Below are 15,616 nucleotides of genomic sequence, written 5' to 3'. Positions count from 1 at the left end.
TAGTTTTAAAAGTTTAAATTAAGTCCAAAAGTATAAGTAGCTTGTGGTTTAATAGAACCTGTAGGATACTCAGGGTCTTCATTAAAATCGTTAAAATAGATAGATCCTAAGTTATTTACCTGAGCATAGAATTGTAACGAGTTAACACCAAGTGTTTTTGTTACTTTTGAAGGTAAGTTATAGGTTAAATTAACCTCTTGAAATCTAATAAGTGAAGCATCTAAAACTAAATAATCGAGATAAGGAGTATAGTTCCTGTATCTAAAATATAAAAAATTATCTGAAATTATTGGTGCAACCTCAGAACCATTTCCAGCATTAAGAGCTTCAGACACATAGTTGTTTATTGGTGTTTCTCCACCAGAATCATAGCTAAAATTAGGTCTTCTAAATTTATGTCCAAATTTACCAGCAACAATAAAAGATAAATCGAAATCGTATATTTTAAACAACTGTCTAGTGCTAATATTTGTTGGAGCAACAGAAGTGCCTGAATTAAGCATAAATTGAGACGCATCGTTAAAATCGTTTTCTAGAAAAGAGCTTAAAGCTCCGTCTAATCCCACATACGAAGGAACGTCTCTTCCACCTATTTCATTTACTCCAGCATAATCAAAACTCCATAAAGTGTTTGCGTTGTAGCCTTCAGTATAAGCTTGGCTTACACCAGCTGATGTTAAATCTCGAGTAGTAGTTGATGTTCTAAAAAACTTAGTAATTTCATTATCATTATAACTATAAATTAGAGAACCACTCCAAACAAGATCGTTGCCTTTGATAGGTAGCGTTGTCCCTAAGCTAACTTCAATTCCTTTATTTACCATTTCACCATTGTTTATGGTTGCGGTGGTGTTGCCATTTACAGATGCAATAGATTGTGTAACAATTAAATCTGATCCTTTTTTGTTATAATAGTCGATAGATCCGTTTAATTTGTTATCTAGTATTGTAAAGTCTACACCAAAGTTATAAGTTCTTGTTCTTTCCCAGCGTAATAGCGGGTTTCCTACATTTGCGATAGTTGATTTTAATTCTCCTGTAACCGAATCTATTGTTGGATCAAGCGCTAAAGTTGGAATAGACGAAGTACTCGTATCTACATTGCCACCATAACCATAGGTAGTTCTAATATTTAATCTATTTAACCAATCGACATTAGATAGAAAAGACTCTTTATGTGCTTTCCATGCTAAACCAACAGACCAAAATGGGTTAGAGCGTACAGAAGGGTCGTCTGCAATAAGGTTAGATGCATCGTTTCTATAGTTACCAGTAATAGAATATTTATTATCGAATGTATAGCCTAAGTTTGCGTAGTAAGAAAAGAATCTATCGGTATCTTCTGTATATATAGGTTGATTGCTAAACTCGAAAGGAATAAAGCGAAGGTTCTGGTTAGCAATTCTTATTGGAAAAAAACCAAAGTAGCTTCCCGCCCAACTTTGTATGTCAAGTATGTTATCTGGTATAGAGCCTCCAGATTGCAACGTAGCTTCGTTAAACCCAAAAATGGTAGGATAAATACTTGTTTTATATACTCTTTCTTCTGTTTGCGCCCCTCCAATAAAACTAATGTTATGTTTATCGGCAAAAGTGCGGTTAAAATTAAGTTGATTTCTAAAAGTATACGCATTAACTCTTGATGAGTTAGATTGTAAAACATTTCCGTCTGGTATATTTTGGGTTGGTGCACCGCCAGCAGGGTCTGGTGTAGAACTTTTAATTACCGCTGCTCTAACATCGTATGTGTTTTCGTTATAAAAATCTCTATTTTGAGTATCGAAAATTTCATATTGAATACTCGATGTTACATCTAAACCTTTTAATATATTTAACTTTAAACTGGTTTGAATACGCGTGTTTATTTTTTTAGAAGTACGATCTCTATTATTTATTTCTTGAATAGGGTTGTAAAATATGTTACCGCCATACGGATATAAATTGGCCTCTGGACGTATTTGGCTTATAGCATACAGATTGTTGTTTAAGTACGACATATCTATTAAACTACCATCGTCATTTACTAATATGTCTGACTTTGATAAGTTTGAAATTGTAGCTAAATCGGTACCGTTATTTGTTTCATCATTATACTGTAGCATTCCCGAAAAATCGAATTGTAAACGCTTAGTAAGTTTCGTGTTATTCTTAAAATTAATTAAGTATTTGTTTATTTTGTCGCCTTTAAAAGCTGTTTTGCTATCTTCATAAAGTAAAGATAAGCTGTTAGACATTTTAGAATTTCCGCCAGATATATTAACGTTATGCTGCTGTACCATTGGTGTTTGTAGCAAGTGTTGCTTTATTTGCTTTGTGTTATCGTATGTACTATATTTAGCTATTAAAGCATCTCTTTCTTGTAATGTAATAGCGCCAAACTGTGCGTTGTAAAAAGCGGTATACATGTTTGTGTAATTATTAAAACCTCCAAGACTAAATTCGTTAGGTGGCGAAAAACCACTACCAAAATTATTACCATCAAACCCAAGTTTTAAATATTTTATATAATCTTCGTTTGAAGCATTATTAAGCGTATAGTCTATATCTAGTTTTGATGAAAACCTTACAAAAGAAGATGCAGAAACCTGTAATTCTCTATTTATATTCTTTTTAGTTACAATAACAATGACACCATTTGCTGCTTTAGCTCCCCAAATAGAAGCTGCTGCTGCATCTTTTAAAACAGTAACGCTTTCTACATCGTTTGGGTTAATGGTTTCGAAGCCACCTTCTATAGGGAATCCGTCTAAAACAATTAGTGGGTCTTTATCTGCACCAAGCGTAGTAAGACCTCTAATTTGAAAACTTGATTCTCCATCTTCGCCAATTACAGTTTGTAAACCAGAAACCACACTTGTTAAACGTTCTGCAATACTAGAAGCAGGCTTGTCTAATTGGCTTTTCTTTACTGAAGAATAAGCACCAGTTACACGTTCTTTTGAAATAGTTTGATAACCAGAAGATACAACAAGTACTTCTTCTAATTTACTTACTCTTTCTTTTAAAGTCACATTATAAATTTTTTTACTTCTAGCTATTTGTTCTGTATGCCTTTCATATCCCATACCAGAAACAATAAAATAGTATCCTATTTCGGCTTTTAAACTAAATTTACCATCAAAATCTGTAGTAGTTCCTCTTAACATAAAATCTTTAGGAGCTTGTTCTGAAGAAGGTTCTCTGCTTGACACATAAACCGTCATTCCAGGAATTGGGAGCCCATTTTCGTCTCTTACCACTCCAGAAATTAATACTTCTTGTTGAAGGTTTTTGGCTTCCTTTATAATTATAGTATTGCTAGATGTAAAGTCTAAATCGAAATTTCCATTAGAAAGGCTTTTTTCTAAGAGCGTATTTACCTTTACTACTCCTTTTTTAAGATCAATTTTAGGATAATCTTTAAACATATCTACATGGTAGATAAAAGTGTAGTCGGTTTGGCTCATAATTAAATCAAAAACCTCGTCGATAGTTATTTCTTTATCTTCGACTATTTTGATTTTAGCATTTTGTGATATGACATTGTTTGGAGTGACTCCAAAAACGCTTAAGCACAATAAAAAAAGAAAAGATCTCATAATGTTTAATAGTACCTTTTCCCGTAAAGGGAAGCTAGATTCGGTTAATTTAATTTTCATAAATTCGCATGTTGTTAGTTAAACAGTTTAATTAATTAGCAATTCTAAAATTGGGGGATAGAGTCTTATACTTTGGACGGTCTAAACTCTGTTCCTCTTTATTTTTAGTTTTTTAGAGATATGGTATTGTCGTTTATTTCATAGGCATTTATATAATTTGTATTTTGAATTTGAATTAATATTTCTTCTATATTTTGATTTCTGCTAATAACACCTTTAAACTGCACATCTTCTAGTTCTTTATTTTCAAAAACAAAATTAACATCGTACCAACGAGATAGTACTTTTGCAATTTCTTTTAAAGTTTTTCTTTTAAAACTAAATAAACCTCGTTTCCAGGCTATTTCAGAGTATGTGTCTACTTTAGCAACAACAAAGTCTTTGTTGTTGTTATTTAGTATAGATTGCTCGTTAGGTTTTAAAGTCTCTGTATGCGACCCATTATTAACCTTAACAGCACCTTCAATTAGAGTGGTGTATGTAAAGTCTTCGTCTTTGTATGCTTTAATATTAAATTCGGTTCCTAATACTTCAATGTCTTGAACTTTATTAATGACTTTAAATTTAGATCCGCTATGTTTTGTGCTAGGCGAAGCATGGAAATAAGCTTCTCCGTATACAAGTTCTACGCGCCTTTCTTCTCCTTTTACAAAAGTTGTTGGGTATTTTAATTGCGTTTCGGAGTTTAACCAAACTTCTGTGCCATCTGCAAGTACAACGTAAAACTCGCCACCTCTAGGAATTGTTAAGTAATTATATTCAATTTTTACTTTAGTGTTTTGTGCTCTTGTTTTAGTTTTTGGGCGTTTTTTATTGTAAACTAATTGTTGTCCATTGCTAAAAATATTATCTATTTTTAATTGTTTTCCTTTTTCTAAACGAACTACAGAGTTGTCTCCTAATGTTAAAGTAGCTTTGCTTGTGCCAATTTCAATATTATTATTAATGGTCGTGTTAACAATGGTTTGTTGGTTATTTATAATGTTGCTTTCGAAAATAAAAGGGAGGGCAATTAATAAAGCTATTGTTGCAGCCACAGCATATTTAAATATAGGCTTTTTGTAAAATGGAATAGCTAATATTGCTTTGTCTTCGTTTTGTAGCTCATCAAGAATATTAATAAGCATTCTTTGTTTTATTTTGTTTTTAGAGCCAAGAGCTTCAACCCATTCATGCTCTTGTTGGTAGCTTTCATAGTAGTTTACCAACAATTTAATTTCTTCTAAAGAAATTTTACCGTCTAGATATTTTTCAATTAATTCTTGAAAATCTTTTTTGTCTACCTCGTTTGTATTCATTTATTTATAAAGTCTAAAATGGGGGTGTTATATATAGAGTGTCTTCTATTTAAAGTATCCCCTAATTAAAAGTTAAAAAAATTAAATTATTATTAAGTTTTTATTGTTTCTAGCTAAAAAGCATGTTTTATTTGGTGGCAATAGCTATGCTTAAAACTACTTTAAGTTTTGAGTAATAAATAGTATAAGCTCAATGCTTAGCATGTGTCCAAGGGCTTTTCTTAATGCTTTTAAGGCAATAGTTATATGGTTTTCTACTGTTTTTGTAGAGATGTTAAGTTTTTTTGCAATTTCTTTGTGGCTTAATTGCTCTTCTCTACTTAATTTGTAAACTCTTTTACATTTTTCTGGTAGTGTCTCTACAATAGCGCTAATTTGCTCTACCAACTCTTTGTGCATAATTTTTGTTTCAGGGTTTGTGTACTGAAATCTTTTTTTAAGGTCGTCAAAAAGCTCAACCCTAATCATTTTATTTTTTCTAAATTGTGCAAAAACTTTATATCGTGTGCAGGCATACAAGTAGGCCTTTAAAGAAATTTTTATTTCAAGTGTTGCTCTGCTTTTCCATAGATCTATAAATACATCTTGAATAATTTCTTCACAAAGTTCTTTGTCTTTAAGTAAGTTATACGACGATATGTATAATGCCTGCCAGTAGCTATCGTAGAGTTTTGTTAGTGCCTTTTTATCACCTCTTTTTAGTTGGTTGATGATGTCTTGGTCGGTGTTAATCATAAAAGAGTTATAGACAGGAATAAAACATTAAGTGTATAACAAAAGTACACAAATGTTATTATTAAAATAACTTTATGTTAACAATGAGGGTGTTTTAAATATGTTTTTGTATTGGTTTACTGTGGGTTATGCTATTAAAATAATCCGTTAATCTCTGCGTCAATTTTATTAATTATAGAGCCTAAGTCTTCTGGATTAGCAACAAAATCTAAATCGTCTACATCAATAATTAAAAGTTTTCCTTTATCGTAGCCATGAATCCATGCTTCGTAGCGCTCATTTAATCGGCTTAAATAATCAATGCTAATAGTGTTTTCGTAGTCGCGACCTCTTTTATGTATTTGAGATACTAGGTTAGGAATAGAGCTTCGTAAATAAATTAAAATATCTGGACCTTGAACTAAAGATTCCATAAGTTCAAAAAGCGATCTGTAGTTTTCAAAATCACGATTTGTCATTAAACCCATAGCATGTAAATTGGGAGCAAAAATATGAGCATCTTCGTAAATGGTTCTGTCTTGAATAATTTCTTTTCCGCTTTTACGAATTTGTAAAACTTGACGAAAACGACTGTTTAAAAAGTACACCTGCAAGTTAAAACTCCAACGTTCCATTTGGTTGTAAAAGTCGTCTAGGTAAGGGTTGTCAACAACATCCTCCAATTGTTCTTCCCAATTATAATGTTTTGCTAGTAATTTAGTTAGGGTTGTTTTTCCAGCGCCTATATTTCCCGCAATAGCAATATGCATAGTGTTAATTTATTTTTAATTGGAATTGTTGCAAGTTTTTATTGTGGTAAATATACAAGGTTTCGTTGGTTACAAAAAACTGATTTATTAAATTTTTATTTATAGAAATAGGCATTACGTCCTTATTTCCTTTTTTTAAGTAATACAAAGTGTTTTCTTTTTTTAGTATAATGTTTTCGTTGTAAGTGGCTAAAGCAGTGTATCCAGAGTTTTTGTGTTTCGAAATTAAGCTTCCAAAATAATTATATATGTATAAATGGTTTAAAGTTAAAAGGTAGCAATAATTGTAATCGCTCTTTAAATCTAACACTTTGCTGGTTGTAGGTAAGGTTTTTATACGAGTTATATTTGCTTTATAATCGTATAATTCTAACTGCTGTAAATCTTGATTAAAAACCCAAAGAGTATTATCTGGACCGGTTGTAATTCGCGATACGTTTTTATAGGGTTGAAGGTTGTTAAAATCAATTTTATAAATTTCAGCTAGTCTATTATCTAAAATAATAGCAGTATTAAAATCTTTATAAAAAATATTTGTTTTAAGCGAATTAAATGTGTTTACAGAGTATATGTTGCCTAGTTGTAAGTTGCTGTAATTGCTAGTGTTGTTGTTCGTTTTTTTGTAAAAAACGTTATTCCTTGTGTAAAATAGGGTTTTAAAATTATCAATTCCAATAATTGTATCTGCATCAATACTTATGTTTTTTATAAAAGATGTTTCAATAGATTCTTGTGCGAATATTGAAATAGAAATAAAAAGGAAGGTTAATCGTAAATACATCATTGTAGCGGGAAAAATACAAAAATCAAACCGTTTTTGTATAAACTATGTTAAAAGCTAATCATATTATAATAAAATAGTTTTTCTTTTTTTAAGAATACTTTAACATCTGGCTATTAAACTAACATAGAGCTTAACTGTCTAAGTTTTATTAATAAAACGATTTTAAATTTAATTAAACCTTTTATAAAGATGAATTTTAATACTATTAGGCTAGTACTATTAAGTTGTATTGCTTTGGTATCTGCAACCGCATTTGCCCAACAAGATTTTCAGGGTAAAGCATATTACCACTCTAAAACAGCTGTGGATATGAGCAATTTTGGAAGACCAGATATGCCAGAAGAAGCTAAACATCGTATGCAAGCACGAATGAAAAGTATGTTTGAAAAAACTTATGTATTAACGTTTAATAAAACAGAATCTATTTATAAAGAAGAAGAAAAACTAGCAGCTCCAAACCAAGGTGGTGGAGGTCGATTTTCTGGTATGATGTCTAGTTTTACAGCTGGGCCACAATATAAAAATGTAAAAGAAGAATTGTTATTACAAGATCAAGAGTTTTTTGGTAAACAGTTTTTAATAAAAGATCCTTTAAAAAAGTTTGATTGGGTAATGAGTGGCGAAACCAAACAAATTGGAAAATATATGTGTTTTAAAGCGACAGCTAAAAAAACAGTAACAGATTTTGATGTCTCTAGCTTTGGGCGTCCGCCAGGAAGAGATCCAGAAGATGCTAAAAAAGAAGAAGAGAAGAAAGACGAAGAACCTAAAGAGGTTGTGGTAGAGGCATGGTATACTATGCAAATTCCTGTTAACCAAGGTCCTGCGGAGTATTGGGGTTTGCCAGGTTTAATTTTAGAGTTAAGCTCTGATAAAACAACCATTTTATGTTCTAAAATTGTTTTAAACCCTACAGAGAAAGACCATATAAAAAGACCGTCTAAGGGTAAAGAAGTAACTAAAGAGGCTTACAATAAAATTGTAAAAAAGAAAACTGCAGAAATGAGAGAAAACTTTCGTAGCAGAGGTGGACGCCCAGGCGGAGGTCGAGGACGATAATAGTATAAAAAAACAACTCATAAAAAAAACAACCTAACCTAGCAAAATATTTATGAAAGTTAAAATTAGCATGTTATTTTTACTAATAACAACCTCGGCTTTTGCCCAAATAAAATTAGAAGGTGTCGTTAAAGATAGTATTGGCGACCCTCTAGAGCTGGCTAACGTGGTGGCTATAAATCAAGAGACAAAGGCTTTAGATGCTTACGGAATTACAAACGATGCAGGGCGCTATAAATTAAGTTTAAAGCCTAATGCTTCTTATAAACTTCAAGTAAGTTATATAGGTATGAAAACGGGCGAAGAGCTTTTACAAACCCAAAGTACCGCTTTAACTGTAGATTTTTTTTTAAAACCAGATAATAATCTTGATGCCATAGAATTGGTGTACGAAATGCCAGTTGTTGTAAAGGGAGATACCTTAATTTATAACGCCGATTCTTTTAAGCACGAAACCGATAGAAAACTAGAGGATGTTTTAAACAAATTACCCGGAGTAGAGGTTAATGATGAAGGCGAAATAGAGGTTGAAGGCAAATCGGTTAGTAAAATAATGGTAGAAGGAAAAGATTTTTTTGATGGCGATACCAAATTGGCAACAAAAAATATTCCTGCTGATGCTTTAGATAAAATTGAAATACTTAAAAATTATGATGAGGTTGGGCAATTAAAAAACTTAAGAAACAACGAGGATAATATTGCTATAAATATTAAATTAAAAGAAGGTAAAAAGAATTTTTGGTTTGGCGAGGTTACAGCAGGAGCAGGCTTAGACGAGCGTTATTTGGTGCATCCTAAGTTGTTCTATTACAGTCCTAAGTACAGTATAAATATTATTACAGATTTTAATAATATTGGCGAAGTACCATTTACCAGACGCGATTATTTTAATTTTTCTGGAGGGTTTAGAGGACCTGGTAGAGATAGTGGTACAAGCTTTAATGTAGAAACTGGCGATATTGGTTTTTTAACGCTTCAAAATAACAAAGCAAAATCTATAGAGGCTAAATTTGGAGCAGCAAACTTTAGTTATTCTCCAAAAGAAACCTGGACTTTAAGTGGGTTTGCTATTTACTCTGGTAACGAAACCCAAATGGAACAAAACACAGATAAAACCTATACACAGTCTGAATCCAATGGGGCAGAGGTTAATAACGAAAGTACAACCAGCGATACCAAGCAAAAAAGCGATTTAGGGTTGTTTAAATTTAGTTCTAGCTATAAGCCAAATAGCAACAATCATTTAGATTACGATATTTTTGCTCGAGTGTCTAAGCAAACAGAGTATCAAGATTTTTACTCTTCTATATTGCAAAACATAGACGAAACTCAAACACAAAATCCGTTTAGCTTAAATCAAAATGTAAATTATTATTATACTCTAAATGAGAAAAACATATTTGCATTAGAGGCGCAGTATCTTATACAGGACGAAGATCCATTTTACAATGCATCTTTAGAGAAAACTGCAGAATTCCGTTTTTCTGAAACCTTAAATCTAGACAACAATCAAACAGGTTTTAATGTGGCTCAAGACAAGCGTATTAAAACTAATAAACTAGATAGCAAACTCGATTATTGGTACGTATTAAACCAAAAGAGTAATGTTAATTTTACGTTTGGTACCATGTTTAGTACACAAAGGTTTAATTCGTCAATTTATCAAATACTAGATAGTGGTGATGTTTTTGATTTAAATAGCGATATAGGGGATATAGAAAACGATATAAAATATAATTTAAGCGATTTATATCTTGGTTTTCATTATCAATTAAAATTAGGCAAATTTACCATTACACCCGGTTTTTCTGTGCACAATTACACAACAAAAAACACACAGTTTGAAACGGTAACTAAAGATAATTTTGCACGAATACTACCCGATTTTAATACTAGAATAGATTTAAAGAAAAGCGAAAACATATCGTTTAATTACAGAATGCAAACCAGTTTTACAGATGTAAACCAATTGGCAGAAGCTTTGGTTTTTAATAATTACAACTCGCTATTTCAGGGTAATAGTGATCTAGAAAACTCGTTGTCTCATAACTTATCATTAAGGTATTTTAACTTTAATATGTTTAATTATACTAATATATTTGGTTCTATTAGTTATAATAAGCGTGTGGATCAAATTAGAAATTTGTCTGAGTTTTTGTTAGTTGCGAATCCAGAGTATCCAGATAGTTCAGATAACGAGTTTATACAGAGTACAAACAGAGTGTCAACACCTTTTAACTCTAATTTTGCAGACGAAACCATGAGTGCAAATGGACGTTTTGAGCGTACCTTCGGAAAATTAAAAGCATCGTTAAACGGAAACTTTTCGTATTCTAAATTCAATCAATTTGTAAATAATCAACAAAGTGTTAACGAGTCGTTTACGCAAACCTACAGAACCCGATTAAGTACTAACTTTAAAGAGGCTCCAAATGTACAAGTGGGTTATAATTTAACTGTAAACGATTATATGCAAGGTAGTGGCAATTCTAAATTTTACACCCATAGTCCGTTTGTAAATTTAGATGCTTATTTTCTAAAAGGATTCACGCTTAAGGCAGATTATTCGTACTATAATTATAAAAATGAAGTTGAAACATTAAATAATTATAGCTTTTTTGATGCTAGTTTAGCATATCAGAAAAAAGATAGTAAATGGGAGTATAAATTAGGAGCTACAAATATATTAAATACAAAATCACTTAATCAAGACAGTACCAACGAGTTATTTACAAGTACAAGCGAATATTTTATACAACCACGCTATTTAGTGCTTAGTATAAAATACGATTTGTAAAAAAATGGGAGAAATTCTTTATTTTTTGTTTTGCAGTTTAAATAGTAAAGTATATTTTTGCCATCGGTTTTGGGGAGATACTCAAGCGGCCAACGAGGGCAGACTGTAAATCTGCTGACTACGTCTTCGCAGGTTCGAATCCTGCTCTCCCCACAAAAAAGTCTGCATGTTATGCAGGCTTTTTTTATTTAGTTTTTTTAGAGTCTCTTTTAAGGCTTTGTTTGTTTAATTCTACATTTTTTCAACGGAAAACCTTGTACATAACCCGTACTTTAGTTGCGCGCAATGTTGTTAGTAATTCGCGTTCCAAGATTGCTTACTCATATTTGTTAGTAGGTCTGTATAATTCCAACCTATTTTTTTTGAAGCCATTAAGGTTAAACTCTCTTGGTTTTCTCTGTGGCATCTGGATGGTCCAGTCATATTAGGTTTCATATTTAAATCGAACAGAAAATAGTTTCCGTGTTTATCTGCACGACAATCTATTCTTATTGGAGCTTTAATATTTAATAATTCACCAGCCTTTTCACATTGTTTACAGGCTTCAATTATTTCTTTCGATTTTAACTCGTTATGCTCAAGTGCTATGCTGTTTTCTATTACTGCTACAATTCCGTTATATGGCGCTATTCCATTTTCATGATTATATCTTTTAACAGCAGGAAGACACCAAGGTTTTTTGTAGTTTATTTCTTTGTTGTTAATAAAATAATTACCTCGAGGCATTACAGTAATAGTTATTTCCTGTCCGCTTAAAAATTGCTCTACATACACGGTATTTCCATAGGTGTTAATCGATAATATGTCGTTTAGCCTATTATTTAATTCGTGTTTGTTTTTAACCAAGGTTACACCTTGGCTTCCTCGACCCCTTATTGGTTTAACAACTATAGGGAAATCAAATTCTAAGGTGTAATTGGCTAAATTTTCTTTCGAAATTAATTTCGTTTTAGGAATAGAGATTTTATTTGCTCTTAAAAACTCGTTTGTAAAATACTTGTCATCGTAAATATCAACTTGGCTAGGTATTTGTCCTATAAATTGTAAACCTCTGTTAAAGAAACTCTCTATGTCGTGGTTTTTGTATAAAACTGTATTTAACCAAAAGGTATTTGCTCCTTTGTTTAACGCATCTTGAATACCTTTTTTTGTGTCGGGAAATACCCAATCTAGATCTTTTTTTATATTCGGCTTGTTTACAGGTGTAACTACAGCAATGTTTTGTCTTATTAATGCGCAAGCAATATCTGCTCCGCTATCAGAATAACCTCCTGGTTTCATAGGCTTCTGAATACCATTTTTAATTGGCGGAAGTTTGGATTGGTATAGAATAGCTATTGTTTGCTGCATGTTTAAGCTTCTGTTAATGTTTAGTATTAATTTTAAATTGTTTAGTTGTCATAAAACAAATCTAGGTTTGCTTTATGCGCGTTTAGTCTAGATAAACTTTAAAAATGTAACATAAGGTAGCAATTAATAGACTTAAAAATGAAGTTCTTAATAGCTTTAAATTCGCCTTTTGCTAAGGGTAAAGATGTCTGAGTTACTATTGTAAGTCCAACTTTCGTTTATGATGGCAATATCTTTTTTGGGTAATTCTAACTAAATGACATTAAGATGAAAAATACGTGGTTTTGGTTTAAGTATTTTTAAATCTGTATAATGAGACGAACAGTTAGAAAAAAGAATAATTATTGCTATTACAAATAGTTTTTTAGGTGTTTTTGCATTATTACTTTATCGTTTAATATACATTACTGCAGAATCTTCAATATATTTACTAGGTTTAAATTGTAAAATAAAGTTTTCTTTTACTTGTTTTAAATCTGCTTTTAACTCTTTGGCTTTGGTAACAAACTCTGCCGAAAATTTATCGGGGTTGGTGTATTTAGAAAATAAATTTTCATATTTCTCGATATTGTTAAGCATTCTGCCTGTTAATTCTCCAAATCGAATTCTTATAGATTGTACTTGGTACATGTATGTTTCTACATTACCCATCCAATCTTGGTTGTTGCCATTTTCTAGTTTTGTTAATTTGGCTAGTATTTTTTCTTTGCTGTATACTTTAAATTTATCAATATCAGAACCTAGAGTAGCGGTTAAAAATGCATTGTATTTTACTTTATCTATGCTGTAAAAAACAATTTGTTCTTCTACTAGCATTTTATATTCAGACTGTAAATCGTTTAATTCGCTATCTATAGTTTTCCACTCGTTATCTAGTATAGATTTTTCTGATTCAAACTGACCTATAGAATTTAAAAGCATTAAAACCTGTGGAGTCTTATTCATTAAACCTTTATCTCTATTGCCTAAATTAGATAATATTAGGGTTACTCCAGAGGTTACAGATTGAGATATGGAGCCAAAAAGCGGAATGTCGTTAGAGGCATCACTAATTAAAGAAATGGTTTTATTTATAAAGTCGAAAGTTAAATCGCTGCCTTGCTTTTTTTTGTACCAAGCATCGTATTCTTTTTTCCAAGATGTAAATTCTGCATAGTTTTGCAAGTTGTCAAACTTTCCTAACTTGGTGTAAAAACCATTTGATGAAAGATAAAGTTTTGCAGGTTGAATGTCTTTTTGAATTTTAATAAGTTCTGTAAATGCAAGTTGCCCGTTAGATTTAATTTTAATTTTAGGACTTTCTTCTAAAAACTTAATGCGATTGTCTAATTCTTTTTGAATTTGTTCTTGCAATTCTATTTTCTTGCCATATTGTTTGCTACTTAGTTGCGAAAGCTGCTCGGTTAAATTTGTTATTTTTATTTGATTGTTTACTAAGTTGTTCTGAAGGCTATTTAATTCAATATCTCGTTCTGTTTTTATTTGATCTGATATAGCATTGTCTTGAGCATTTAGTGTTATAACGCTGGTAAAAAATAGTAGAAGTAATAGCTTGTTTTTCATGGTTTTATTTTATATGAAACGAATATAGATGGAATTTTATACAAAATCAAATGTCATTATAAAACCTAAAAAGCCTCATAATTTAAATTATAAGGCTTTTTAGGTTTTATTTAAGTTCGGTTTTTTATAAACCAAACGCTTCTTTTACTTTATCTACATAGTCAAGTTTTTCCCAGGTAAATAATTCAACGTCTAATGTTTTTGTATCTCCATTGGGTTGAGAAAATGTTTTAGATACAGTTTCGTTTTTACGTCCCATATGCCCGTAAGCTGCAGTTTCGCTATACATAGGTGAGCGTAATTTTAAACGATCTTCTATAGCAAAAGGCCTCATGTCAAAAATTTCAGATACTTTTTCTGCAATCTCGCCATCAGTCATGTTAAAAGCACAAGTACCATAAGTGTCAATAAAAATACCCATAGGCTCTACAACACCAATAGCGTAGCTTACTTGTACTAAAACCTCATCAGCAACACCAGCAGCAACTAAGTTTTTAGCAATATGTCGTGTCGCATAAGCAGCACTTCTATCTACCTTGCTTGGGTCTTTTCCAGAAAAAGCACCGCCACCATGTGCGCCTTTACCACCGTATGTGTCTACAATAATTTTACGTCCTGTTAAACCGGTATCTCCGTGAGGTCCGCCAATAACAAATTTACCAGTAGGGTTAATGTGGTATTTAATATCGTTGTTAAATAATTTACCAATAGCTTCTGGTAATTTTGTAATTACACGTGGTATTAAAATATCTACAATGTCTTTTCTAATTTTAGCAAGCATAACGTCGTCTTCATCAAAATCGTCATGCTGTGTAGATACTACAATGGCATCAATACGTTGTGGTACATTATCGTCGCTGTACTCTATAGTTACTTGACTTTTAGAGTCAGGCCTTAAGTATGTAATGTCTTTGTTTTCTCTTCGTAGTTCAGCTAATTCTTTAAGAATAAGATGAGACAAATCTAATGCTAAAGGCATAAAATTTTCGGTTTCGTTTGTTGCATATCCAAACATCATACCTTGATCTCCAGCGCCTTGTTGTTCTTTACTACCACGGTCTACACCTTGGTTTATATCCTGAGATTGTTCGTGAATTGCAGAAAACACACCACAAGAATTGCCATCAAACATGTATTCTCCTTTGGTGTATCCTATTTTATTAATAGTGTCTCTTGCTATCTGTTGCACATCTAAATAGGTTTTAGATTTTACTTCGCCAGCAAGTACCACTTGTCCTGTTGTAACTAAAGTTTCGCAAGCTACTTTCGAGTCTACATCAAAAGCTAAAAAATTGTCAATTAAAGCATCACTAATCTGGTCTGCTACTTTATCTGGGTGTCCTTCAGAAACACTTTCAGAAGTAAATAAATACGCCATTTTAATTATTTTTTTATTGTAAGATTTGACGATAACGTCTCAGGAAGTTTGCACTGCCTTTAGCATTTTTACTTTATATCAATATTAGCATGATATAAAAGAGGTTGCAATCAGTCAAATCCTTCCTCTATTATTTATGGCGCAAAAATAAATAAATTAAATGAATAGTAAATTGATTTTAACTTTTTTTGTGAATAAGTTGCTTGTTAAGTTTTAATTGCGAATATTTGTAGAGTAAGTATGAATAGATACATTTTAAATAACG

10 protein-coding genes and 1 tRNA gene are annotated in these 15,616 nt (G+C 31.6%); 3 read left to right on the top strand and 8 right to left on the bottom strand.

Going from position 1 to position 15,616, the window contains the following annotated elements; genetic code table 11:
* Window positions 1–5: 5 nt before the first annotated feature.
* From ABD715_RS07220 to ABD715_RS07200, 5 genes are all read right to left on the bottom strand, one after another.
* Window positions 6–3,578, bottom strand: a complete 3,573-nt coding sequence (locus ABD715_RS07220) for a SusC/RagA family TonB-linked outer membrane protein (RefSeq protein ID WP_344787467.1) — start codon at window positions 3,576–3,578, stop codon at window positions 6–8.
* A 164-nt stretch (window positions 3,579–3,742) separates the two neighbouring features.
* A complete protein-coding gene (locus ABD715_RS07215) occupies window positions 3,743–4,936 on the bottom strand; it encodes a FecR family protein (RefSeq protein ID WP_344787466.1) in 1,194 nt (397 codons plus the stop codon).
* A 156-nt stretch (window positions 4,937–5,092) separates the two neighbouring features.
* On the bottom strand, window positions 5,093–5,671 hold the full coding sequence (locus ABD715_RS07210; protein WP_344787465.1) for an RNA polymerase sigma factor: 579 nt from the start codon (window positions 5,669–5,671) through the stop codon (window positions 5,093–5,095).
* Between the two features lie 134 nt (window positions 5,672–5,805).
* Window positions 5,806–6,420: a deoxynucleoside kinase gene (locus tag ABD715_RS07205; RefSeq protein WP_344787464.1), complete on the bottom strand. Its 615-nt coding sequence runs from the start codon at window positions 6,418–6,420 to the stop codon at window positions 5,806–5,808.
* A gap of 4 nt (window positions 6,421–6,424) precedes the next feature.
* On the bottom strand, window positions 6,425–7,204 hold the full coding sequence (locus tag ABD715_RS07200) for a hypothetical protein (RefSeq protein ID WP_344787463.1): 780 nt from the start codon (window positions 7,202–7,204) through the stop codon (window positions 6,425–6,427).
* 189 nt (window positions 7,205–7,393) lie between these two features.
* Between ABD715_RS07200 and ABD715_RS07195 the strand changes: the two genes are divergently transcribed.
* The 3 genes from ABD715_RS07195 to ABD715_RS07185 all read left to right on the top strand — a co-directional run bounded on the left by ABD715_RS07195 (window position 7,394) and on the right by ABD715_RS07185 (window position 11,213).
* On the top strand, window positions 7,394–8,263 hold the full coding sequence (locus ABD715_RS07195; protein WP_344787462.1) for a GLPGLI family protein: 870 nt from the start codon (window positions 7,394–7,396) through the stop codon (window positions 8,261–8,263).
* A gap of 52 nt (window positions 8,264–8,315) precedes the next feature.
* Complete coding sequence (locus ABD715_RS07190; protein WP_344787461.1) at window positions 8,316–11,060, top strand: TonB-dependent receptor; 2,745 nt, start codon at window positions 8,316–8,318, stop codon at window positions 11,058–11,060.
* 71 nt (window positions 11,061–11,131) lie between these two features.
* Window positions 11,132–11,213 (top strand) — tRNA-Tyr (locus tag ABD715_RS07185).
* A gap of 138 nt (window positions 11,214–11,351) precedes the next feature.
* Here the strand turns inward: ABD715_RS07185 and ABD715_RS07180 are convergent.
* The 3 genes from ABD715_RS07180 to metK all read right to left on the bottom strand — a co-directional run bounded on the left by ABD715_RS07180 (window position 11,352) and on the right by metK (window position 15,351).
* Window positions 11,352–12,410: an ATP-grasp domain-containing protein gene (locus tag ABD715_RS07180; RefSeq protein ID WP_344787460.1), complete on the bottom strand. Its 1,059-nt coding sequence runs from the start codon at window positions 12,408–12,410 to the stop codon at window positions 11,352–11,354.
* A gap of 387 nt (window positions 12,411–12,797) precedes the next feature.
* Complete coding sequence (locus ABD715_RS07175; protein ID WP_344787459.1) at window positions 12,798–13,973, bottom strand: hypothetical protein; 1,176 nt, start codon at window positions 13,971–13,973, stop codon at window positions 12,798–12,800.
* A gap of 124 nt (window positions 13,974–14,097) precedes the next feature.
* The gene (gene metK / locus ABD715_RS07170) at window positions 14,098–15,351 is read right to left on the bottom strand and encodes a methionine adenosyltransferase (protein ID WP_344787458.1); all 1,254 of its coding nucleotides are present in this window, start codon (window positions 15,349–15,351) and stop codon (window positions 14,098–14,100) included.
* Window positions 15,352–15,616: the final 265 nt, after the last annotated feature.

This window comes from Postechiella marina (assembly GCF_039538365.1).
GTDB lineage: Bacteria > Bacteroidota > Bacteroidia > Flavobacteriales > Flavobacteriaceae > Postechiella > Postechiella marina.
This window is presented reverse-complemented; position numbering and strand designations above follow the sequence as displayed.